At 52.9% G+C, this 20,406-nt stretch carries 22 protein-coding genes; 10 read left to right on the plus strand and 12 right to left on the minus strand.

All coding sequences use genetic code 11. From position 1 onward, the window contains the following. The first annotated feature begins 289 nt into the window (after positions 1–289). From yeaG to HVX72_RS12050, 5 genes are all read left to right on the plus strand, one after another. On the plus strand, positions 290–2,224 hold the full coding sequence (yeaG, locus tag HVX72_RS12030; protein WP_181821442.1) for a protein kinase YeaG: 1,935 nt from the start codon (positions 290–292) through the stop codon (positions 2,222–2,224). A 120-nt stretch (positions 2,225–2,344) separates the two neighbouring features. Further along, complete coding sequence (locus HVX72_RS12035) at positions 2,345–3,628, plus strand: YeaH/YhbH family protein (RefSeq protein ID WP_042287579.1); 1,284 nt, start codon at positions 2,345–2,347, stop codon at positions 3,626–3,628. 136 nt (positions 3,629–3,764) lie between these two features. Continuing rightward, on the plus strand, positions 3,765–5,255 hold the full coding sequence (gene dgcJ / locus HVX72_RS12040) for a diguanylate cyclase DgcJ (RefSeq protein ID WP_181821443.1): 1,491 nt from the start codon (positions 3,765–3,767) through the stop codon (positions 5,253–5,255). Positions 5,256–5,296: 41 nt separating this feature from the next. After that, positions 5,297–5,800, plus strand: a complete 504-nt coding sequence (locus HVX72_RS12045) for a YbaK/prolyl-tRNA synthetase associated domain-containing protein (RefSeq protein ID WP_042287581.1) — start codon at positions 5,297–5,299, stop codon at positions 5,798–5,800. 125 nt (positions 5,801–5,925) lie between these two features. Further along, a complete protein-coding gene (locus HVX72_RS12050) occupies positions 5,926–6,372 on the plus strand; it encodes a DUF441 domain-containing protein (protein WP_042287584.1) in 447 nt (148 codons plus the stop codon). On the opposite strand, the gene HVX72_RS12055 is transcribed toward HVX72_RS12050, so the two are convergent. Next, entirely contained in the window at positions 6,353–7,147 is a 795-nt protein-coding gene (locus HVX72_RS12055; protein WP_060569638.1) for a helix-turn-helix transcriptional regulator, read from the minus strand. The two genes, HVX72_RS12050 and HVX72_RS12055, sit on opposite strands and share 20 nt — an antisense overlap. A gap of 99 nt (positions 7,148–7,246) precedes the next feature. Between HVX72_RS12055 and HVX72_RS12060 the strand changes: the two genes are divergently transcribed. Next, positions 7,247–8,431, plus strand: coding sequence for a CynX/NimT family MFS transporter (locus HVX72_RS12060; protein WP_181821444.1), 1,185 nt, complete (start codon positions 7,247–7,249; stop codon positions 8,429–8,431). Positions 8,432–8,481: 50 nt separating this feature from the next. Here the strand turns inward: HVX72_RS12060 and HVX72_RS12065 are convergent, their stop codons facing one another. After that, positions 8,482–9,189 (minus strand): CTP synthase, encoded by a 708-nt coding sequence (locus HVX72_RS12065; protein ID WP_060569636.1) that lies wholly within the window; start codon positions 9,187–9,189, stop codon positions 8,482–8,484. Positions 9,190–9,340: 151 nt separating this feature from the next. Between HVX72_RS12065 and HVX72_RS12070 the strand changes: the two genes are divergently transcribed. Both HVX72_RS12070 and HVX72_RS12075 read left to right on the plus strand, forming a co-directional pair. Beyond that, positions 9,341–9,850, plus strand: coding sequence for a DUF523 domain-containing protein (locus tag HVX72_RS12070; protein ID WP_181823271.1), 510 nt, complete (start codon positions 9,341–9,343; stop codon positions 9,848–9,850). Beyond that, complete coding sequence (locus tag HVX72_RS12075) at positions 9,834–10,181, plus strand: DUF488 domain-containing protein (protein ID WP_060569634.1); 348 nt, start codon at positions 9,834–9,836, stop codon at positions 10,179–10,181. Before HVX72_RS12070 ends, HVX72_RS12075 begins: the two co-directional genes overlap by 17 nt. Here the strand turns inward: HVX72_RS12075 and HVX72_RS12080 are convergent. Next, entirely contained in the window at positions 10,167–10,478 is a 312-nt protein-coding gene (locus HVX72_RS12080) for a hypothetical protein (protein WP_042287599.1), read from the minus strand. The genes HVX72_RS12075 and HVX72_RS12080 overlap by 15 nt on opposite strands. Before the next feature lie 74 nt (positions 10,479–10,552). Further along, positions 10,553–10,807 (minus strand): DUF333 domain-containing protein, encoded by a 255-nt coding sequence (locus tag HVX72_RS12085; protein ID WP_181821445.1) that lies wholly within the window; start codon positions 10,805–10,807, stop codon positions 10,553–10,555. 161 nt (positions 10,808–10,968) lie between these two features. On the opposite strand from HVX72_RS12085, the gene HVX72_RS12090 reads away from it, so the two are divergent. Then, positions 10,969–11,067 carry a YoaK family small membrane protein gene (locus tag HVX72_RS12090; RefSeq protein ID WP_042287604.1) on the plus strand — a complete coding sequence of 33 codons (99 nt, stop codon included), beginning with the start codon at positions 10,969–10,971 and terminating at the stop codon, positions 11,065–11,067. A gap of 137 nt (positions 11,068–11,204) precedes the next feature. Here HVX72_RS12090 and HVX72_RS12095 read toward each other — a convergent pair whose 3' ends face one another. After that, positions 11,205–11,453 (minus strand): GlsB/YeaQ/YmgE family stress response membrane protein, encoded by a 249-nt coding sequence (locus tag HVX72_RS12095; RefSeq protein WP_042287607.1) that lies wholly within the window; start codon positions 11,451–11,453, stop codon positions 11,205–11,207. A gap of 463 nt (positions 11,454–11,916) precedes the next feature. Here HVX72_RS12095 and fdhF point away from each other — a divergent pair, with 463 nt between their 5' ends. Continuing rightward, positions 11,917–14,064: a formate dehydrogenase subunit alpha gene (fdhF, locus tag HVX72_RS12100; protein ID WP_181821446.1), complete on the plus strand. Its 2,148-nt coding sequence runs from the start codon at positions 11,917–11,919 to the stop codon at positions 14,062–14,064. A 42-nt stretch (positions 14,065–14,106) separates the two neighbouring features. Here fdhF and HVX72_RS12105 read toward each other — a convergent pair whose 3' ends face one another. The 7 genes from HVX72_RS12105 to HVX72_RS12135 form a co-directional block, all read right to left on the minus strand. Next, positions 14,107–14,754, minus strand: coding sequence for a hypothetical protein (locus HVX72_RS12105; protein WP_181821447.1), 648 nt, complete (start codon positions 14,752–14,754; stop codon positions 14,107–14,109). 199 nt (positions 14,755–14,953) lie between these two features. Further along, positions 14,954–15,136, minus strand: coding sequence for a DUF1869 domain-containing protein (locus HVX72_RS12110; RefSeq protein ID WP_042287613.1), 183 nt, complete (start codon positions 15,134–15,136; stop codon positions 14,954–14,956). A 2-nt stretch (positions 15,137–15,138) separates the two neighbouring features. Next, complete coding sequence (gene yeaR / locus HVX72_RS12115; protein ID WP_042287615.1) at positions 15,139–15,501, minus strand: DUF1971 domain-containing protein YeaR; 363 nt, start codon at positions 15,499–15,501, stop codon at positions 15,139–15,141. Positions 15,502–15,659: 158 nt separating this feature from the next. Next, the gene (locus HVX72_RS12120; protein WP_181821448.1) at positions 15,660–17,636 is read right to left on the minus strand and encodes an acyltransferase family protein; all 1,977 of its coding nucleotides are present in this window, start codon (positions 17,634–17,636) and stop codon (positions 15,660–15,662) included. A 128-nt stretch (positions 17,637–17,764) separates the two neighbouring features. Then, a complete protein-coding gene (gene leuE, locus HVX72_RS12125) occupies positions 17,765–18,403 on the minus strand; it encodes a leucine efflux protein LeuE (protein ID WP_042287620.1) in 639 nt (212 codons plus the stop codon). A 115-nt stretch (positions 18,404–18,518) separates the two neighbouring features. Then, complete coding sequence (locus tag HVX72_RS12130; protein ID WP_181821449.1) at positions 18,519–19,784, minus strand: Y-family DNA polymerase; 1,266 nt, start codon at positions 19,782–19,784, stop codon at positions 18,519–18,521. A gap of 2 nt (positions 19,785–19,786) precedes the next feature. Beyond that, positions 19,787–20,206 carry a translesion error-prone DNA polymerase V autoproteolytic subunit gene (locus tag HVX72_RS12135; RefSeq protein ID WP_042287741.1) on the minus strand — a complete coding sequence of 140 codons (420 nt, stop codon included), beginning with the start codon at positions 20,204–20,206 and terminating at the stop codon, positions 19,787–19,789. Positions 20,207–20,406 lie beyond the last annotated feature (200 nt).

Genomic DNA, 20,406 nt, shown 5'->3' on the forward strand with positions numbered 1-20,406 from the left:
CTTCTGCTGTTTTATTTACATTAGCTATGCACTTTTTGTGGATGAGTTATTGATATGCCATTGAAATTCATTTGCTCCCACAGGCAAGTTTTGCAAATGCCATCTACGCTTAAATTTAGAAGGTGTATCACCGGGCACGTTGATCTCCTGCTTAGCAAGATGGCATGAGAGTTGCTGTTTTTTCTGATGAGACAGTAAGTGACGTCGTTCAGTTTACCTCTTCCGGGAGCCTCTACTATTCATATGAACGGCTCTTAACCTGTGCTAAAAAACGAAAGGACGGCATACCATGAATATATTCGATCACTATCGCCAGCGCTATGAAGCTGCCAAGGACGAAGAGTTCACACTGCAGGAATTTCTTACCACTTGTCGGCAAGATCGCAGTGCTTATGCCAATGCGGCAGAGCGGCTATTGATGGCTATCGGTGAGCCTGTCATGGTCGATACTGCCCAGGAACCTCGACTTTCCCGACTCTTCTCTAACCGGGTCATCGCCCGCTACCCGGCGTTTGAAGAGTTCTATGGCATGGAAGACGCGATTGAGCAGATTGTCTCTTATCTGAAACACGCGGCTCAAGGGCTGGAGGAGAAGAAACAGATCCTGTATCTGCTGGGGCCTGTAGGCGGCGGGAAGTCGTCGCTGGCCGAGCGACTGAAATCATTAATGCAGCGCGTACCGATTTACGTTCTGAGCGCCAACGGTGAACGCAGCCCGGTCAACGACCATCCGCTGTGCCTGTTTAACCCGCAGGAAGACGCGCAGATTCTGGAAAAAGAGTACGGCGTTCCTCGCCGCTACCTGGGCACCATTATGTCGCCGTGGGCCGCGAAACGACTGCATGAATTTGGCGGCGATATTACCAAATTCCGCGTAGTGAAAGTGTGGCCGTCGATTCTGGAACAAATCGCCATCGCCAAAACCGAACCGGGCGATGAAAACAACCAGGATATCTCCGCGCTGGTCGGCAAGGTGGATATTCGTAAGCTCGAAAACCACGCCCAGAACGATCCGGACGCCTATGGCTATTCCGGCGCCCTGTGCCGCGCGAACCAGGGGATCATGGAATTCGTCGAGATGTTTAAGGCGCCGATTAAGGTGCTGCACCCACTGCTGACCGCGACTCAGGAAGGGAACTATAACGGTACCGAAGGGATCTCCGCCCTGCCGTTTAACGGTATTATTCTTGCCCACTCGAACGAATCGGAATGGGTGACCTTCCGTAATAACAAAAACAACGAAGCCTTCCTCGACCGTGTTTACATCGTGAAGGTGCCGTACTGCTTGCGCATTTCCGAAGAGATCAAAATCTACGAGAAATTGCTTAATCACAGTGAGCTCACCCATGCGCCCTGCGCGCCGGGCACGCTGGAAACGCTGTCGCGTTTCTCGATCCTGTCGCGTCTGAAAGAACCGGAAAACTCGAGCATCTACTCCAAAATGCGCGTTTATGACGGTGAAAGCCTGAAAGACACCGACCCGAAAGCGAAGTCTTACCAGGAGTACCGGGACTACGCTGGCGTGGACGAAGGAATGAACGGTTTGTCGACCCGCTTCGCGTTTAAGATCCTCTCGCGCGTGTTTAACTTCGATCATGCGGAAGTGGCGGCCAACCCGGTGCATCTGTTCTACGTACTTGAGCAGCAGATCGAGCGTGAACAGTTCCCTCAGGAGCAGGCCGAACGCTATCTTGAGTTCCTGAAAGGCTATCTGATCCCCAAATACGCCGAGTTTATCGGCAAAGAGATTCAGACAGCTTATCTGGAATCGTATTCTGAGTACGGACAGAACATTTTTGATCGCTATGTCACCTATGCCGATTTCTGGATCCAGGATCAGGAGTACCGTGACCCGGATACCGGTCAACTGTTTGATCGCGAGTCGCTGAATGCTGAACTGGAAAAAATTGAAAAACCGGCGGGGATCAGCAATCCAAAAGATTTCCGAAACGAGATAGTCAACTTTGTTCTGCGCGCCCGGGCGAACAACAGCGGGCGTAATCCGAACTGGACCAGCTATGAAAAACTGCGCACGGTCATCGAGAAGAAAATGTTCTCTAATACCGAAGAGCTGTTGCCGGTGATTTCGTTCAACGCCAAAACGTCGACCGATGAGCAGAAGAAACACGACGACTTTGTCGACCGGATGATGGAGAAAGGCTATACCCGTAAGCAGGTGCGTTTACTGTGCGAATGGTATTTGCGCGTACGTAAATCGTCATAAACCGTTGCCCGGCGGCGCACGCTTGCCGGGCCTATTACAACGTTCCGTAGGCCGAAGACGCGCGAGCGTCCTTCGGTATCTACAGACACTGCGTGTTGGCAAATGCAGTACGGGGGGCATATGACCTGGTTCATAGACCGACGACTCAACGGCAAAAACAAAAGCACGGTTAACCGCCAGCGCTTTTTGCGCCGTTATAAAGCGCAAATCAAACAGTCGATCTCCGAAGCCATCAACAAGCGTTCGGTGACCGACGTAGACAGCGGTGAGTCTGTCTCGATTCCTACGGAAGACATCAGCGAACCGATGTTTCATCAGGGACGCGGCGGCCTGCGCCATCGCGTACATCCGGGTAACGATCACTTTGTGCAGAATGACCGCATAGAGCGGCCACAGGGCGGTGGCGGCGGTTCCGGCAGCGGACAGGGTCAGGCCAGCCAGGACGGTGAAGGGCAGGATGAATTCGTTTTCCAGATCTCGAAAGATGAGTATCTCGATTTGCTGTTCGAAGACCTGGCGCTGCCAAACCTGAAGCAAAACCAGCAGCGCCAATTGACGGAGTATAAAACACATCGCGCGGGATATACGTCGAATGGCGTTCCGGCCAATATCAGCGTCGTTCGCTCGCTGCAAAACTCGCTGGCGCGGCGCACGGCGATGACCGCCGGTAAGCGTCGCGAACTGCATTCGCTGGAAGAAGAATTAGAGACCCTCAGCAAACGCGAACCGGCGCAGCTGCTGGAAGAAGAACGCCTGCGTAAAGAGATTGCCGAACTGCGGGCGAAAATCGAGCGAGTGCCGTTTATCGACACGTTTGATCTGCGTTACAAAAATTACGAAAAGCGTCCCGATCCTTCCAGCCAGGCCGTCATGTTTTGCCTGATGGACGTCTCAGGCTCAATGGATCAGTCTACCAAGGATATGGCGAAGCGCTTTTATATTCTCCTTTATCTGTTCCTGAGTCGGACCTATAAAAACGTGGAGGTCGTTTATATCCGCCATCACACCCAGGCGAAAGAGGTCGATGAGCATGAGTTCTTCTACTCGCAGGAAACCGGCGGGACGATCGTTTCCAGCGCCCTGAAGCTAATGGATGAGGTGGTGAAAGAGCGTTACGATCCCGCGCAATGGAACATCTATGCCGCGCAGGCCTCGGACGGCGATAACTGGGCCGATGACTCCCCGCTGTGTCATGAGATCCTGGCGAAAAAACTGCTGCCGGTGGTGCGTTACTACAGCTATATCGAAATCACCCGCCGCGCGCACCAGACGCTCTGGCGCGAATACGAACATCTGCAGGCGAGTTTTGACAATTTCGCCATGCAGCATATTCGCGATCAAGACGATATTTACCCGGTGTTCCGTGAGCTTTTTCATAAGCAAGGCGCCACCAGCGCCAGTTAAACAATGACCCGCCAGGCAAATGTGCGCCTGGCGGGTTCATTTATTCTCTGTTACATCCTCTCCTTCCGGGGTCATTAGGTTGAAACTGGCGCGTGTGATAAAATAAAGTGTCTGACCAGGAGAGTTGCTGTTTATCATGAAATTGCCGCACAAAGCGCTCAGGCTCTTTATTTCTGCAAGCGTTGTTGTTTTAACCTCCTCGTTTCTGATTTATGAGCTTGTCAATAGCCACAAAATGATGAACGCCTATATGCGTTATCTGATAGAAAAGGCCGACTCCTCTTTTTTGTATGACAAATATCAGAATCAGAGTATCGCCGCTCACCTGATGCGAACCTTTGCCAGCCCACAAAAAACGCCGCCGCCAGAAAAACGTCGCGCGATTTGTCAGGCTTACGAACATGTGAATCAGGTATATGGCCTGAATTTGACGCGCCATAACTACCCGGCGCTTCACGGTACGCTACAAACGGCCTCAGCAGACTGCGAACAGATTGCCCCCGAAGCATTACGCTTAACCGCGTTTGATCGGGCCGTCCTGGTGAACTATAAACAAGCCGATTACGGTAACGGGTTAGCCACCCGGGAAACAAAATTCCGCTATTATCTGGATCTGCAGGACCACTATATTTATTTCTATCGACGGGTTAATACACGTCAGTTCGCCATGCATCACTGGCATTTCTTACAAAAAGGCTCGCTAGGAATAAATATGGCGGATATTGACGGTGTGTTTACCGGACGCACCGTGCTGTCGAGTATTTATCAGGACGATCGCACCGAACTGAACGTGATGAGCTTTTTAACGCCGGTCTACCTCGACGGCACGTTAAAAGGGATGGTCATGGTGGATATTAATAAACAGAACTTGCAGAATATTCTTTATCCCCACGATCGCCCCCTTGTCTGGCGCTATCTGAATGCCGCGGTGACGGATACCGATTCCGGGAAAACCATTATTATCCATCAGAGCGAAAATAATCTTTTTCCGTATGTCCGCTACGTTGTTGATCTCCCCGGCGGGCTCCATGTCGCACTGTCGCTCGATATTCTCTACTTCCTGATGTCGGCGTGGAAAATTTTTCTTTTTTACCTGATAGCCACCGCCCTGCTGCTTAATATGGTCAGGCTCCATTTTCGTCTTTATCATAACGTGACGCGGGAAAATATTAGCGACGCGATGACCGGTTTATACAACCGTAAAATTTTAACGCCCACCCTTGAACAGCGGTTGCAGCGGTTTGTCAGCGCGGGTACGCCGGTCACCTTCATTGCGATCGATCTCGATAAGCTTAAGCAGATCAACGACACCCAGGGACATCAGGAGGGCGATCGGGCTATTACCCTGCTGGCGAAAGCGATCGAGGCGTCAGTGCGTAAAAGCGACTATGCCATACGGCTCGGGGGCGATGAATTCTGCGTGATCCTGATCGATGCGGAACCTGACATGGCCGCGCGTTTACCGGAGCGAATCAGCCAGCATCTGCACACCGTCGCGCCGGAAAAAGCGATCCGTTTTTCGTCAGGCGTATACAGCATGCAGCCGAACGATACGCTTCATGACGCCTATAAAGCCTCGGATGAACAGTTGTACCGCAATAAACAGCAAAACCATCAGCGTTCGTGATAGTCTTTTAGCCTGTTTTTTCGCGCTAACAGGAGTGAAAAATGAGCGAATTAGTGAAGGGCAGCGTAACCCATCAGCGTTTGATTGATTTGCTGTCGCTGGAAGGCGCGCGTTATCGCATTGTCAGTCACGAAGCGGTGGGTAAATGTGAAGCCGTGTCGGAAATTCGGGGAACCGCACTGGGTCAGGGCGCAAAAGCACTGGTCTGCAAGGTGAAGGGCAACGGCGTGAATCAGCATGTGCTGGCGATCTTACCCGCCGACCAGCAAGCCGATCTTTCGCTTCTCGCCACCCATCTTGGCGGACTTCGCGCATCACTCGCCAGCCCTGCCGAAGTGGATGCGCTCACCGGCTGCGTGTTCGGCGCTATTCCACCGTTTAGCTTTCATCCGCAGCTTAAGCTGGTCGCCGACCCGCTGTTGTTCGAACGGTTCGATGAGATCGCCTTTAACGCCGGCGTGCTCGATAAATCGATAATCCTTAATACCCGCGACTACCTGCGTATCGCCCAGCCTGAACAGGTCGCTTTCCGTCGCCTAACCTGAGCACGTCGCTGTTTCGCCGCATTATGCATTTGCCAGAAATGGCCAACCGGGATGAAAAAAGTCTGTTCACTCACGCGTTTGAGCGTAGAGTTAACAGGCTTACTTTTTTTGGCAAGGAAACCACGATGTTTGATGTCACTCTGCTGATCCTGCTCGGACTGGCAGCTCTGGGCTTTATCAGCCATAACACCACTGTCGCCGTTTCAATTCTGGTGCTGATCATCGTCCGCGTTACCCCTCTCAACGCTTATTTTCCGTGGATAGAAAAACAGGGGCTAACCATCGGGATTATTATCCTGACGATTGGCGTTATGGCCCCCATCGCCAGCGGTACGCTTCCGCCTTCCACGCTTATCCACTCCTTTTTGAACTGGAAATCGCTGGTCGCCATTGCGGTCGGCGTGGTGGTGTCGTGGCTCGGCGGGCGCGGCGTCACGCTGATGGGCAACCAGCCGCAACTGGTCGCCGGTCTGCTGGTGGGTACTGTGCTTGGCGTGGCGCTGTTTCGCGGCGTCCCGGTGGGACCGCTTATCGCCGCCGGTCTGGTCTCGCTTATTGTCGGGAAGCAGTAGTTAATCCCGTCAGATAACGGCCTGGGGTCTGGCCCAGGCCTTTTTTAAACATCGTAATAAACGCCGTCGTGGAGTCATACCCCAGTAACTGCGCGACCTGCTGCACGTTATTTCCGTCCACCAGCGCCCTCAGCGCGAGAATAAGCTGCAATTGATGCCGCCACCGGCGAAAGCTGAGGCCGGTCTCTTTGACCACCAGCCTGGCAAGATTACGCTCGCTCATGGCAAAGGCATCCGCCCACTGTCCCAGCGTTTGCCAGCGGGCGGGTTCGCGCGCCATCGTGTCGACCATCCGGCGAATTTTAGGGTGGGCGGAAACCGGTAGCTGCAATTGCTCCTGCGGTTGCTGTGGCAGTTCGTCAAACAACACCTGGGTCAGACGCCGGGTGGGCGGCTCAGCCCGTTGGCTGTCGCTACGCGTCGCCAGCGCCAGAATAAGTTCCCGGCAAAGCGGCGTAATTTGTAACGTGCAGCAGCGATCCGGCAGCGTCACCGCGTCCGGTTCGATAAACAGAAAACAGAGCTCCGCGTTGGCCGTCGCATGGTTACTGTGCGGAATACCGCCGGGGATCCAGACGCCGTACTGCGGCGGCACCATCCACATCGCCCGCTCTACCTCACAGGTAATCGCGCCGTGCAGCGCCATAATCAGCTGCCCCTTACGATGCTGGTGCAGCTTACTGAACAGTTCCTCAGGCTGCACCCGAATACGAAATGCCACAGCAGGGTCATGGTGAAGATCGGGTTCATATCCATCAAGTCGCAGGCTGTACATCATTTTGTCCGTTTTTAGCGATAAACTGTCATTTTAGCTTGATTTGTTATTCCGGCAAACGCGGTATGGTACGCCCTCACCCGTTGATATGAGATAACAATGACTTTTTCTTCACCACGCGGCAAACACAGCGCCCTGATGATTGCGGGCATCCTGATGATTGCCACCACGCTACGCGTGACCTTCACCGGCGCGGCGCCGTTACTGGACGCGATTCGCGCGGACTACCACCTCACCACCGCCCAGACCGGCCTGTTAACCACTCTGCCGCTGCTGGCTTTTGCGCTGGTTTCACCACTGGCCGCAAACGTTGCCCGGCGTTTTGGGATGGAGCGCAGCCTGTTTATTGCGATGCTACTGATTTGCGCCGGTATAGCCGTGCGCTCATGGCCTTCCGCCCCGCTGCTGTTTGCAGGAACGGCGGCGATTGGCTGCGGGATAGCGCTGGGCAATGTACTGCTGCCAGGACTGATCAAGCGCGATTTTTCACAGCATGTCGCCAGACTGACCGGCGCCTACTCTCTGACGATGGGCGCGGCGGCGGCATTAGGTTCCGCGCTGGTGGTGCCGCTGGCGCTGAGCGGTTTTGGCTGGCGCGGCGCGCTGTGTACGCTGATGATTTTTCCCTTACTGGCCCTTCTGATTTGGCTGCCGCAGTGGCGCAACGCCGCCACTGCAACCCTGACCTCCTCCCGCACCTTGCGCGCACGCGGTATCTGGCGCTCCGCGCTGGCCTGGCAGGTGACGTTGTTTCTTGGTATTAACTCACTGATCTATTATGTGATTATCGGCTGGCTGCCCGCGATATTAATCAGTCATGGTTTCAGCGAAGCGCAGGCGGGTTCCCTGCATGGTTTGCTGCAACTGGCGACCGCGGCGCCCGGTTTGCTTATTCCACTTGTCCTGCACCGCTTTCGCGACCAACGTTGCATCGCCGTACTGGCATCGCTGATGTGCGCCTGTGGCGCCGCGGGATTGTGGTTCATGCCCGTCCAGGCGGTTGCGTGGACGCTGCTGTTTGGATTCGGCTCGGGAGCCACAATGATCCTCGGGCTGACCTTTATCGGCCTGCGCGCCAGTTCCGCGCATCAGGCCGCGGCGCTCTCTGGTATGGCGCAGTCCGTTGGCTATTTGCTGGCGGCCTGCGGACCGCCGCTGATGGGAAATATTCATGATGCGCAGGGCGACTGGCAGATCCCGCTGTTGGCTGTCGCGGCGCTGGCGGTGCTGATGGCGGTGTTCGGCCTCTATGCCGGACGCAACAAGGAGATTGCCACAGCGTAACGTATGGCCCCCGAGATTGCCGGACGACGACGCCCTCCGGCAGTTGACGTTTACCCCCGCGCGGCGCGCAACATCGCCTGAACGAGCGGAACCGGTTTACCCGCCAGCGCGCCACGTTCATGCTGGAACAGCGTCGCCACAAAAAACGGATGCGTCACCAGCTCGACCGCGCGGATATCGCCATTGTCATCCCAGCCGGTCACCCGCAGATCGCCGCTTTCCAGCTCACGGGCAAACGCGTCCGCAATACCATAGTTACAGTGATAGCCTTCCGTAACGATCGGCTGACCATAGGCTTTGGCGATCAGCGTATTGGCGCGCAGTTCAATTGCATCCGTTTTTTCGACCAGCGAGCAGGTCAGCGGCATAATAACCATCCGCCCTTCGGTGTCGGTTTCAGCATGCGCCGCATCGTGCCAGCCCAGCACGTTACGGGCGTATTCCACTATCGCATGTTGAAACCCTCCACAGGTTCCCAGGAAAGGAATGCTGTTTTCCCGGGCATAGCGAATGGCGGTCAGCGCGCCGTCGGTATTTTGATAAGGACTGCCCGGCACGACCCAGATTGCGTCATACCCCACCAGGTCTTCTGCGCTGTTAATTTCCGTACTGGCAAGCCAGTCGTAATCCGCGATCAGCTCAAGGACCGCGGCGGCATCGTCGATGGCCAGGGGAATCGCCTGATGCGCCGTGACGCTGGCGTTATAATCACCGACCAGCGCGATCCGCAGCGTATCTTTTACAGGGGATATTTCCATGAAGAATTCCTTACGTCAGAGCAATTGGGGACAACATAAGGAACCTCAGCCTACCGATCTTTTCCCGCTATCACAATCCCTTAATTTAGGGATGGCGAGCCACGAAGTGCTATAGTGGTAACGTTTTTTTCGTTTTGACGCCTGAATCATGATGAAAAGTAAAATACTGATTAGCGCATGCCTGATGGGGTTTAAGGTTCGCTATAACGGTAGCGAGAAAACCCCTTTAAACGCGGTGCTTTCGCGTCTGCAGGAAGAACAACGTCTGGTCGTTCATTGCCCCGAACTGGCCGCTGGCATGCCGATACCCCGCCCACCGGCAGAAATTGTCTTTGCCAATGGCGATGCAGTCATGCAAGGGCGCGCAAAAGTACACGAAAAGACCGGCAACGATGCCACCGCGCATTATCAACTTGCCGCCTGGCTTGCCCTTCGCGCCGCGCAGGAAGCCGGATGTGTGGTCGCGTTACTTACCGATGGCAGCCCCACCTGCGGCAGCCAGTTTATTTACGACGGCACGTTTAGCGGCAAACGTCATCCCGGCATGGGGGTCGCTACCGCGCTGCTGCGTCAGCACGGCATTACCGTTTTTTCCGACCAGCAGTTAGCTGACTTTTGCGCCTGGATTGAAGAGAGAGATAAACATGAAAATTCAGTGTAAGCGCGTTTATGAACCCGCAGAACAAAGCGACGGTTACCGCGTGCTGGTGGATCGCTTGTGGCCGCGGGGCATCAAAAAAGCGGATCTCGCTTTTGATGAATGGGTCAAAACGCTCACCCCGTCGACAGAACTGCGTAAGATGTTTCATGCCGCAACGATTGATTTTACGCACTTTGCCGGGCTGTATCGTGCCGAACTCGCCGCCGAGCGCCAGGAAGGAGAACGGCTGGCGAAGATTGCCCGTCAGCAAACGCTGACGTTACTGTACGCAGCCAAAAACGACGAACAGAATCACGCCCTTGTGCTGGCGGATTGGCTACGCGAGCTGTGATTCGCGGGCATTGACTGCATCAGGCTGCGCGTCGGGTAACAGTGGCATCAGGTGCTCCGCACGTACCCAGGCAAACCCCTGCTGCCCATTCGCGGCAACCACATCGCCTGTCACCAGCCAGAGCGCCCGCGGCGTCTCTTTTGGCAGCATGGTCGTAAAGCCATTCACCGGGTTGATAAACACCTCGCCCGGTTGACACAGGTGAAACAGTTCTACCGACTTGCCAATATTGCAACGTCCGGCGGACGTTTTCGCGCCAATAATCATCGCCAGCGTGCCTGGCTTTAACTGGAACATACTTCTCTCGTTACGCTCTTGTACTGTAGATTAAGACTATTCCGAGAGATGATAGCCTGCCAGGCCCCCTGTTGTCACTTCGCGGATTGCGGATGATCGCGGCGCCACAGTTCCCATTCGTCAATGACTTCGCCGCCCGGCAGTTTGCAATCGGAGCGCACGCCCTGCGGGCTTTGCACCGGCACTAACGTCCCGCCTTTTTGCTCACAATAGACCGCCGCAGGGTTTGCCATCCCCACCTTCGGTGGCTTTGGCGCATCGGGTTGCGATGCCGTCGTACAGGCTGATAATAAACAGGCGCATGACAGCGCGATAAGCAGTGATTTCATATTCCCTCCGTTAACGGTGATAGCGCACTAGCGTACCGCGACTGCCTTCCGGTCTCCATGTTTTCCTGCGTCGTCGTTAAAAGCGTGCGGACATTCTCTTTTGTCACTCATTAACCCCTGTTATCCTTGCGGCTCTTTGCATACTTCTGACAGGTGATCGCATGAGACTGGGCATTCTGTTTCCCGTCGTCATTTTTATTACGGCCGTGGTTTTTCTGGCGTGGTTTTTTATCGGCGGCTATGCCGCGCCGGGAGCATAATTCATGAAAAAAACAACCCTGATAATGATCGCCGTAGCGATAGTCGCTGTGCTGGGAACCGCGTTAGGCTGGTGGTGACGCTGGTCTAAATGACAAAGGCCACCCTGAGGTAGCCTTTTGTCTGCAAATTTTACCGTTTAGCTTTTGATTTTTCTGTAGATAACCAGCACGACAATCGCGCCGATTACCGCGACGGCGAAGCTGCCGAAGTTAAAGCCGTCCACTTTCCCGAAGCCCAAAAGCGTGCTGATCCAGCCGCCGACGACGGCGCCGACGATCCCCAGAATGATCGTCATGAAGAAACCACCACCATCCTTACCAGGCATAATCCACTTCGCCAGAATACCTGCAATAAGACCAAAAATAATCCATGAAAGAATGCCCATTTTTTCCTCACTTATGTTTTTACGTTAGCGGTTTAGTCGCCGTTAAAAAGCATAGCACATCATCAGGAAATTGAAATTTGTGATGAAAATCACTTTATTTACCCTGCGTTGTTCTCCTACAAAAGTTGGGGTTGCATATTCAAATGATAAAGATTATCTTTCTCATTACTGAATAGTTGAGCAAAAAGCTCAGGTATTCAGTACGACATTGCTCACATTGCTTCCAGTATTTCTTGCCCGCCTCTGTGCGGGCTTTTTTTTGACGTTGCCTCGTCATTTATGTCGAACGGGCTGTCATTTCCTCCCCCTTCCTGTTCCAGAACCGCGCCACTGCGGGTTTCTTCATTCTGGCACGCATTATGCTTATCGCCATGCGTCATAATGACAATCCGAAGCGTCGGCGACAGTGCTGACGCTTCCTCTACAATTCGCGCTATTTCAGCATTTAACAGGTCTGTTATTGATGAAAAAAATCACCAGTGTGTGCCCCTACTGCGGGGCCGGGTGCAAGCTCAAGCTTGTTGTTGAAAATAACAAAATCATCCGCGCTGAAGCGGCTGAGGGTGTGACTAACCAGAACCAGCTCTGCCTGAAAGGTTACTATGGTTGGGACTTCCTGAACGATACCCGCCTGCTGACGCCCCGTCTGACTCGCCCCATGATCCGCTATGAAAAAGGCGCTAAATTTACCCCGGTCAGTTGGGATGAAGCCATCCGCTACACCGCGCATCGTTTGCTGGCTATCCGCGATACCTTTGGTCCACGCGCCATTATGACGACCGGTTCTTCCCGCGGAACGGGGAATGAAACCAATTATGTCATGCAGAAATTCGCCCGTGCGGTTCTTCATACTAACAATGTGGATTGTTGCGCCCGCGTATGCCACGGTCCTTCCGTCGCCGGACTCCAGGAAACCCTGGGCAATGGCGCAATGAGTAACGCCATTAGCGATATTGAACATTCCAAATGCCTGCTGATCTTTGGCTATAACTGTGCGGACTCTCACCCTATCGTGGCGCGCCGGGTCATTAAAGCGCGTCAGAATGGCGCAAAAATTATCGTCTGCGATCCTCGCCGTATTGAAACTGCCCGCATTGCCGATCAGCATCTGCAGCTTAAAAACGGGTGCAATATGGCGCTGGTTAACGCCTTTGGCTACGTGCTGATTGACGAGCAGTTATACGACAAAGCGTATGTGCAGCAGCATACAGAGGGCCTGGATGCCTACTGGCAGACGGTGAAAGACTATTCCCCTGAAGCCGTGGAACATCTGACTGGCGTTCCGGCTTTGCAGGTGCGCCAGGCAATGCGCACCTTTGCCGCCGCCCCTTCCGCAACCGTGATGTGGGGAATGGGTGTGACGCAGTTCGGCCAGGCGGTTGACGTGGTGCGGGGGTTATCCAGCCTCGCTTTGTTGACCGGTAATCTGGGGCGCCCTTACGTCGGCGTCGGACCGGTGCGCGGACAGAATAACGTTCAGGGTGCCTGTGATATGGGCGTGTTACCTAATCTGTTCCCGGGGTACCAGAGCGTGACCGATCCGGTTATTCGTCAGAAGTTCGCCCATGCCTGGGGTATCAATCCTGAGCGGATGGACGAACGCGTCGGGACGCGCATCACCGAAGTACCGCATCTGGCGCTGGAAGGTAAAATCAAAGCCTACTACATCATGGGAGAGGATCCGCTACAAACAGAAGCTGATTCGAGCCTGGTTCGCAAAGGCTTCGAGGCGCTGGATTTTGTCGTGGTACAGGATATTTTCATGACCAAGACCGCAGAGATGGCCGACGTCATTTTACCGGCAACCTCCTGGGGCGAACACGGCGGCGTATTCACCTGTGCCGACCGCGGCTTTCAACGTTTTGAAAAAGCCATTGAACCGACCGGTGACGTGAAGCGCGACTGGGAAATTATCAGCCTGCTGGCCAGCGAAATGGGGTATCCCATGCATTATGACAACAATCAGCAAATCTGGGATGAGATGCGCGAACTGTGTCCGCTGTTCTATGGCGTAACGTACGAAAAAATGGGTGAAATGGGACACGTACAATGGCCCTGCCCGGACCTCGATCACCCCGGAACGCCCTATTTGTACGCCAACAGTCGCTTTGATACGCCAGACGGCAAAGGCAAGCTGTTTGCCGCACCGTGGCGCGCGCCTGCGGAAATTCCGGATGAGACGTATCCGATGGTGCTCTGTACGGTACGCGAAGTGGGTCACTATTCCTGCCGCTCGATGACCGGGAACTGTGCGGCGCTTCAGGCGCTTGCCGATGAACCGGGCTATGTGCAGATTGCCGTCCAGGACGCACAGGAACTGGGGATCCGCCATCGCGATCTGGTGTGGGTCAGTTCGCGACGCGGCAAAGTGATCAGCCGGGCCGATGTCTCAGAGCGCATTAACCGCGGCACGGTGTATATGACCTACCAGTGGTGGATTGGCGCATGCAACGAACTGACGCAGGACAACCTCGACCCTATCTCAAAAACGCCGGAAACCAAGTATTGCGCGGTGAAGGTAGAAAAAATTACCGATCAACAGTGGGCTGAACGATACGCCGCGCAGACCTACAGCGAGATGAAAATGCGACTGTGTGAGGCGATCGCCTGACAGCGTTTGCACCTGAACCTGCAGTGCGGGTTCAGGCCGCGTTCAATAGCCGACGTGCTGCGGCTCGCCCAGCGGCAGCGCGCGCGCTTCCCGCCGTTTATCCTTCCGCATAAATCCCAGCGTGATAAAAAACAGCCCTGCCATAAAGGGCAATTCATACAACTCTTCAATCAAATCGGTATAGTTGACGTCGTGCAAAAAGAGTGGAGCCAGCAGACGGTGATGTTCGACAGTATCCGAAATCAAAAACGAACAGGCCGTCAGCGCAAACAGCCACACGGGAAGCGGTTCCTCACGCAGACGACGCGCAATCTCCCGGCGCAGTGAAGCAGACAGGCAAACCGGTAACACCAGCGCGGCAATCAGTATGACCGAGATCCCCCGAAACAGTATTCTGGGTTCGTCAGGAAAATAATCGCGTCCCCAACTGGTGCTTCGCCCCAGCAGCACTACCCACCAGACCACCGCCCATAACCAGAACTGTTTCGCGCCTTCAGGTCGGGAAAGCGGTCGGATATACCAGGCGGTGAACAACGCGCCAAACAGTAGCCATAGCGCCTGTCCGTTCTCAACCCACGCGACAAGCGCGCCATGAAAAAGCGGCAAATGCCAGTTTGCGGTGAACGGGATCGCGACGGCAGCTAGCGTAAGAAAGCCGGTTGTGGAGGAAAAACGTGCGTCAAGTTTCATGGGTATCAGTTCTGTTAAGGTTCTGTTACCCGATCATAAATTTTACGAATATTCTTACCTTAGCAATCCATGCGGTGAACTTAAGGTTTTCTTAAGGTTTCGTTTCAATTCATTTCTGTGATGTGTCAAACATTGCGAAAAGACAAAAAAAACCGTACTGCATCGCCTGTATGCAGTACGGTTGTTATTTCCGACGGTCTTACCAGCCGCAGACGTCGTGCTCGTTTTCCGTATCGTATGAACGAACCGTATTCACCAGATCTTTGACCACCTCAGCGGCCACTTCCGGCACCAGCAGGGTCATCGGCGCATCGGTTTCATAATCGACAGACACACCATTGCTGTTATTCGTCACGCTGACGGTATAGGTTGCTTTTCCCATGATTATTTCTTCCCGGTATGAATGACTTTTCGTTGGTTTGCGCTTTCCAGCAGAACCTCCGGCGCGACGAAAAAATCGATATTGAAATAGGTGTCATCGGTCATCACTTCGATGTTGTGCCACTTTTCAGGTGGAAAAACACCAAACTGACCGGCTTCGATGATCATCACTTTTTCCGGTTCCGGACTGTGTTCATCGGCATAGCCGAGATATTTGACCGCCCCCTGCATCACCGACAGGCGGGGATACACCCCCGGTCGGGTTCCTTTATCAAGGTGGCGTTCGAAAATTCCGGCAGGCGCGGTCTCTTTATTCCAGAACGGCGTGGAGCGCGTATGGATATGGTTTTGTGGAATCTGAAGCATGTTCTTCCCTCATCCAGTCGATAGATGCGGTTGTGTTTAACCCGCTGTTCCAGAAAGGTTACGCCTCATAACTGGCATTTTAAATACACCAAAAGGGGCACATGCTTCTTTTCCACTGTCGGGGCGACACGCCTACTTGTGCGCCTCGCCCCATGACATCATCTACCCGGCGGGATGAGCGGATTGCCGTATTGTTTCAGCCAGCTCTCTGCTAACTTTTTAGTGGCGTAATCGTTCAGATGCCCAACGTCACGGTACAACGGGATCCCGTTAATTTCTGTTTTGCAGATTCCGTCAGGACATTGCACCCTTTTTGGATCGATAACGATCAGAGATGGAAACTTTGTCTGCAGCGTTGCGTACATTTTTTCTGTCCACACCGCCGGATTGATTTGCGGCTGCGGATTACAGGATTGATGCTCATACTCGCCCCGTGTTTTAAAATGCTCATAGAAACAAGTCAGATAATTTTCCGGCATCGGGAACATGCTTTTCACAAGAATCGGCTGCGCGCCAGCATCGATAATGGCTTGTACAGCCTGCCCGGTCGCGCGGGTCACAATATTGATGGACTCAGTTTGTGATGGGGTATCATTAATATGATCTCTCACCCTGAACGCCGCATAGTTTTCCCATACCTGAGAAATGATGACGTATTTATACTTATGGCTTCGAATAGCGTCATAATATTTTTCGACGTTTTCGTGGCAAATCTGATAATGATCGCCTTTATAAGTATATAAATCATCATGGTATACGCCCGGAATCGCCAGACACAACGAAGTCGCTTTCATATCCACAGCAACTTTTGCATTTTTTCCCATGACATCAAAAAAATTCCAGTACTGATTGGAATGCGAATCGCCCATCAGTATCGCACGTTCTGAAGAGGTTTTATCCCCTACCACACACGCCATATCGGTTCCTGATACATTCGCATTCATACAGTCCTGCCGCTGTTTTAACTTTGTCTCTTTCAGAACGCTATTGATATGATGAAGCGTCTCACCAAACCGGAGATAACTAAAACCATCAAAATGCTTGCTGACAGGGATCAAAACGATAATGGCGAGCAGTGGCGCGACCAGCAAGATAATCAGCGTTTTTTTCAAAGACTGCCGGGGCTTTCTATAGGGTTTTTCAACAAAATAGTATGATCCCACCGCTAAAAGAATAGACAAACACAGGCCTGCCAGTCGGGCATAGACATGGGTAATCCCTATATAGTGCAATGTCGCGAAAATAGGCCAGTGGAAAAGATACAGTGAATACGAGATTTTACCGAGCCATACGAGAGGGGAGAATGATAAGCAATTATTGATTAGGATATTTTCCCGGGAGCCGCTAAAAATCACTATTGCTGTACTGAGACAAACCGCCAGCGTATAAACGTTGGGATAACCCAGAATGACATCCGTTCTGAAGCTGATAGTAAAAATAACAAAAATCGCAAGCAGTGAAATAATATTAAGCGCAACTGTATTTACTCTTTTTGCCAATGGCAGATAAATACATACGCAGACACCAAGCATAAATTCAAAGAACCGGGAAGCGAAAAAATAATAGGTTTTCGTCGGCTGTGCAGACGTATAATGCCAGGTAATTGCGATACCCACTACCGTTATCAGCAGCGAGCCGCACTTAATCGTTCGCTCATTTGTTTTCTTACGGAAAAAATAATAAATAATCGGAAAAAAAAGATACCATTGCCACTCAATAGACAGTGACCAGGTATGAAGCAATAACATCGCGTTCGAGTCAGGCGCTGCATACGCGGTCGTTTCATCACCAAAATAGCGGTTTGAGACGATCAGTAAGGTCTGTTTTATGCTTTTAAGAAAAGGTGCGTAATCTTCAGGTAACCAGAATACCGAAGCCAGGACGAAACAAAAAGCCATCATCGCCAGCATAGCAGGCTGCAAGCGCCATAGCCTGCGTAGGTAAAAGTCGCTAAAGCTAAATTTACCCGCATCCATTCTGTCTTTGATTATCGAGGCAATGAGGAAGCCAGAAATAACGAAGAAAATATCAACCCCAATAAAACCGGATGCGAATACTGTAAACCCGGCGTGAAATAGCACCACCAGCAATACGGCAATCGCCCTGATGCCGTCAATATCTGAACGATATTTCATCCATTACCCTGCCAATAAAATATAAAGCACGGATTTTACACGAGTTTATTTAAAAGTGAACCGCTATGGCTCACTGTTTCTCTGCGCTTCCGATACAAAAAAGCCCGCTGTATAGCGGGCTAACAGATTTACGATTGCAGCGTTGCCAGTCGTGCCGCGAATCCGACGAAAATCAGGCCGATCAGTGAATTTCCCACCTTCGCCAGTTTCTTTTTTGTGCGGATGTACTGGGTGACAAACGCGCCGGAGAGGATCAGGAAAGTCAGATAGCAAAAGCTCACCACTTCCAGCGTGGCCGCCAGAATGAAAAATGACAGTCCCGCGTGCGGCGCGTTAACATCAATAAACTGCACAAAAAAGGAGACGTAGAAAAGAATCGCTTTTGGATTGGTCAGGCTCAGTACGAGCGCGCGTTTAAAAATCGCACCGAAAGGCACGGCGTCTTCAGAGGCCCCACTGCCCTTTGATTTAAGCGTGGACCAGAGGATCTTCGCGCCAAGATAAAGCAGATAAAACGCACCGAGATAGCGCACGATATTAAACAGCACCGGCGTGGTTTTAATCAGCGTCGCAACGCCCGCATAGGCTAAAAACATCAGCACCGCATCGCCAATAAACACACCGCTCGCGGCAAGATAGCCGCCCTTTATCCCTCGCCCGACGCTGTTTTTTAAAACAAATATCGTATTCGGCCCCGGCACTAATACAATAAAAATCGCCCCCACCAGATAGGTCCAGTAATTCAGTACGCCATACTCTGCAAACACGTTAACCTCTTCCTGAAACAACACATACGCTTAGCTGCGAAACAATATGCTAACCAATGCACCTGATGATGGAAAGGGAAATCCCTTAAACGGAGATTCCGCGTTGGCGGGTGTTTTATCTGACGACCAGCAGATCCGACACGCGCGTAGTGTAGCGGGGAGAGAGCATCTCTCGTTTCATTTGCCACTGCTGGGTGGTGCCTTGCCCGGCAAAATAGAGCGTTCCCCTTCCCTCTTGCGCATTAAGCTTATCCAGCACGCTCATCAACTTTTCACTGCCCGGACGGGGTGCGTTATCGTCAAACAGATTAAGCTGCGCCACGCCCTGGCTGAAAAAGTCGCCAAGCATCACACCCGCTTTTTGATAACGGTGACCGTCACGCCAGATCGCGTCCAGACAGCGGATCGCCGCGTTAATAATGTCCCGGCTGTCATGCGTGGGCGTCAACAATTCGACCGAGCCATAATTGCCGTAATATTTTTCATTTTCCGCAAACGGACTGGTTTTCACAAAGGCGGAAATATGCCGACAGTATTGATGCTCCGCGCGAAGCTTTTCCGCCGCGCGCGTGGCGTGGCTGCAAATGGCCTGACGCATCTGCTCGTAGTCACTCACCCGCTCGCCAAAAGAGCGGGAACAGATAATCTCCTGCCGGGCGGCTGAAAACTCCTCCAGCGCCAGACACGGTTCGCCGCGCAACTCGCGCACCGTTCTTTCAAGCACCACGCTGAAATTTTTCCTGATGAAGCGAATATCCGTCTCCGCCAACTGCAGTACGTTTTCGATGCCCATTGTTTCCAGCTTTTTCGCAATGCGCCGCCCAATGCCCCACACCTCGCTGACCGGCATTAACCCCATTAGCTTTCTCTGGCGATCCACGTTCGACAGATCCACCACCCCGCCTGTCTGCGGCCACTGCTTTGCCGCGTGGTTCGCCAGCTTCGCCAGCGTCTTGGTTGGGGCGATCCCGACACCAACCAGCAGATGCGTGCGCTGCAGCAGCGTGCGGCGAATCTCCATGCCGAAATCGGTCAGATCCCGGCAATGACGTACACCCGTCAGATCGCAAAACGCTTCATCAATACTGTATATTTCCACGCGCGGCGTCAGCTCCTCCAGCGTGGTCATTACCCGGTTAGACATATCGGCGTACAGTTCGTAGTTGCTGCTGAAGCAGACGACGCCATAGCGACGAAACAGATCTTTTTGCTTAAAGTAGGGATCGCCCATTTTCACGCCCAGCCGCTTTGCTTCTGCGCTTCGGGCGATGACGCAACCATCGTTGTTTGATAACACGGCCACTGGCTTACCTTTCAGATCCGGCCGGAAGGCGGTTTCGCAGGATGCGTAAAAGGAATTCACATCCACCAGCGCAAACATGATTACTTTGTCGCTTTGATGATGTGCGTAACCACGCCGAAAATATCCAGCGTATCCTCACTGCTCACGCGGATAGGCGACCAGGCGCTGTTCATCGGGTTTAACTGCACCGTGGGCCGCAGCTGTAGCTGCTTTACCGTAAACTCCCCTTCAACTGCCGCAATCACAATGTCACCGTGCGTCGCCTGAAGCGCGCTGTCCACCACCAGCAAGTCCCCGTCGCCAATACCGCCCTCAATCATCGAGTCGCCAGCGGCGCGGACAAAATAGGTTGAACTGGGATGCTGAATAAGCAGTTCGTTAAGGTCGATCCGTTGTTCCACATAATCTTGCGCGGGAGAGGGAAATCCGCACTGAACGATATCGGCAAAAAGCGGAGTCGTTACAATCTGGCGCAAGTCAACGGGTCTGTAGAACATCATCATCACACATCCATATATCTACTGTATTTATATACAGTAGATTTAAACAAAGGCGAGATCAAGCGGCGAACAGCGCGTGTTGGCGGGCGTTAAACTGCAGCATGTTGATTTTATTTATTTACGGGGAGAAAAAAATTTTGTGCGGCTCATTCGAACGATTATAAAAGCGCCAACTGAAAACCCGTCGGCATGCGACGGGT

It is taken from the genome of Citrobacter sp. RHB21-C05 (assembly GCF_013889015.1).
Lineage (GTDB): Bacteria > Pseudomonadota > Gammaproteobacteria > Enterobacterales > Enterobacteriaceae > Citrobacter_A > Citrobacter_A sedlakii.

Coding starts and splice junctions, on each gene's coding strand:
- fdhF (WP_181821446.1), top strand. CDS start 11,917: ATGAAAAAAATCACCAGTGTGTGCCCCTACTGCGGGGCCGGGTGCAAG.
- HVX72_RS12045 (WP_042287581.1), top strand. CDS start 5,297: ATGAGCGAATTAGTGAAGGGCAGCGTAACCCATCAGCGTTTGATTGAT.
- HVX72_RS12095 (WP_042287607.1), bottom strand. CDS start 11,453: ATGGGCATTCTTTCATGGATTATTTTTGGTCTTATTGCAGGTATTCTG.
- dgcJ (WP_181821443.1), top strand. CDS start 3,765: ATGAAATTGCCGCACAAAGCGCTCAGGCTCTTTATTTCTGCAAGCGTT.
- HVX72_RS12080 (WP_042287599.1), bottom strand. CDS start 10,478: ATGTTCCAGTTAAAGCCAGGCACGCTGGCGATGATTATTGGCGCGAAA.
- HVX72_RS12130 (WP_181821449.1), bottom strand. CDS start 19,784: ATGTTTGCGCTGGTGGATGTGAATTCCTTTTACGCATCCTGCGAAACC.
- HVX72_RS12050 (WP_042287584.1), top strand. CDS start 5,926: ATGTTTGATGTCACTCTGCTGATCCTGCTCGGACTGGCAGCTCTGGGC.
- HVX72_RS12135 (WP_042287741.1), bottom strand. CDS start 20,206: ATGATGTTCTACAGACCCGTTGACTTGCGCCAGATTGTAACGACTCCG.
- HVX72_RS12060 (WP_181821444.1), top strand. CDS start 7,247: ATGACTTTTTCTTCACCACGCGGCAAACACAGCGCCCTGATGATTGCG.
- HVX72_RS12065 (WP_060569636.1), bottom strand. CDS start 9,189: ATGGAAATATCCCCTGTAAAAGATACGCTGCGGATCGCGCTGGTCGGT.
- HVX72_RS12105 (WP_181821447.1), bottom strand. CDS start 14,754: ATGAAACTTGACGCACGTTTTTCCTCCACAACCGGCTTTCTTACGCTA.
- yeaR (WP_042287615.1), bottom strand. CDS start 15,501: ATGCTTCAGATTCCACAAAACCATATCCATACGCGCTCCACGCCGTTC.
- HVX72_RS12110 (WP_042287613.1), bottom strand. CDS start 15,136: ATGGGAAAAGCAACCTATACCGTCAGCGTGACGAATAACAGCAATGGT.
- yeaG (WP_181821442.1), top strand. CDS start 290: ATGAATATATTCGATCACTATCGCCAGCGCTATGAAGCTGCCAAGGAC.
- HVX72_RS12055 (WP_060569638.1), bottom strand. CDS start 7,147: ATGTACAGCCTGCGACTTGATGGATATGAACCCGATCTTCACCATGAC.
- HVX72_RS12090 (WP_042287604.1), top strand. CDS start 10,969: ATGAGACTGGGCATTCTGTTTCCCGTCGTCATTTTTATTACGGCCGTG.
- HVX72_RS12070 (WP_181823271.1), top strand. CDS start 9,341: ATGAAAAGTAAAATACTGATTAGCGCATGCCTGATGGGGTTTAAGGTT.
- HVX72_RS12085 (WP_181821445.1), bottom strand. CDS start 10,807: ATGAAATCACTGCTTATCGCGCTGTCATGCGCCTGTTTATTATCAGCC.
- HVX72_RS12075 (WP_060569634.1), top strand. CDS start 9,834: ATGAAAATTCAGTGTAAGCGCGTTTATGAACCCGCAGAACAAAGCGAC.
- HVX72_RS12120 (WP_181821448.1), bottom strand. CDS start 17,636: ATGAAATATCGTTCAGATATTGACGGCATCAGGGCGATTGCCGTATTG.
- HVX72_RS12035 (WP_042287579.1), top strand. CDS start 2,345: ATGACCTGGTTCATAGACCGACGACTCAACGGCAAAAACAAAAGCACG.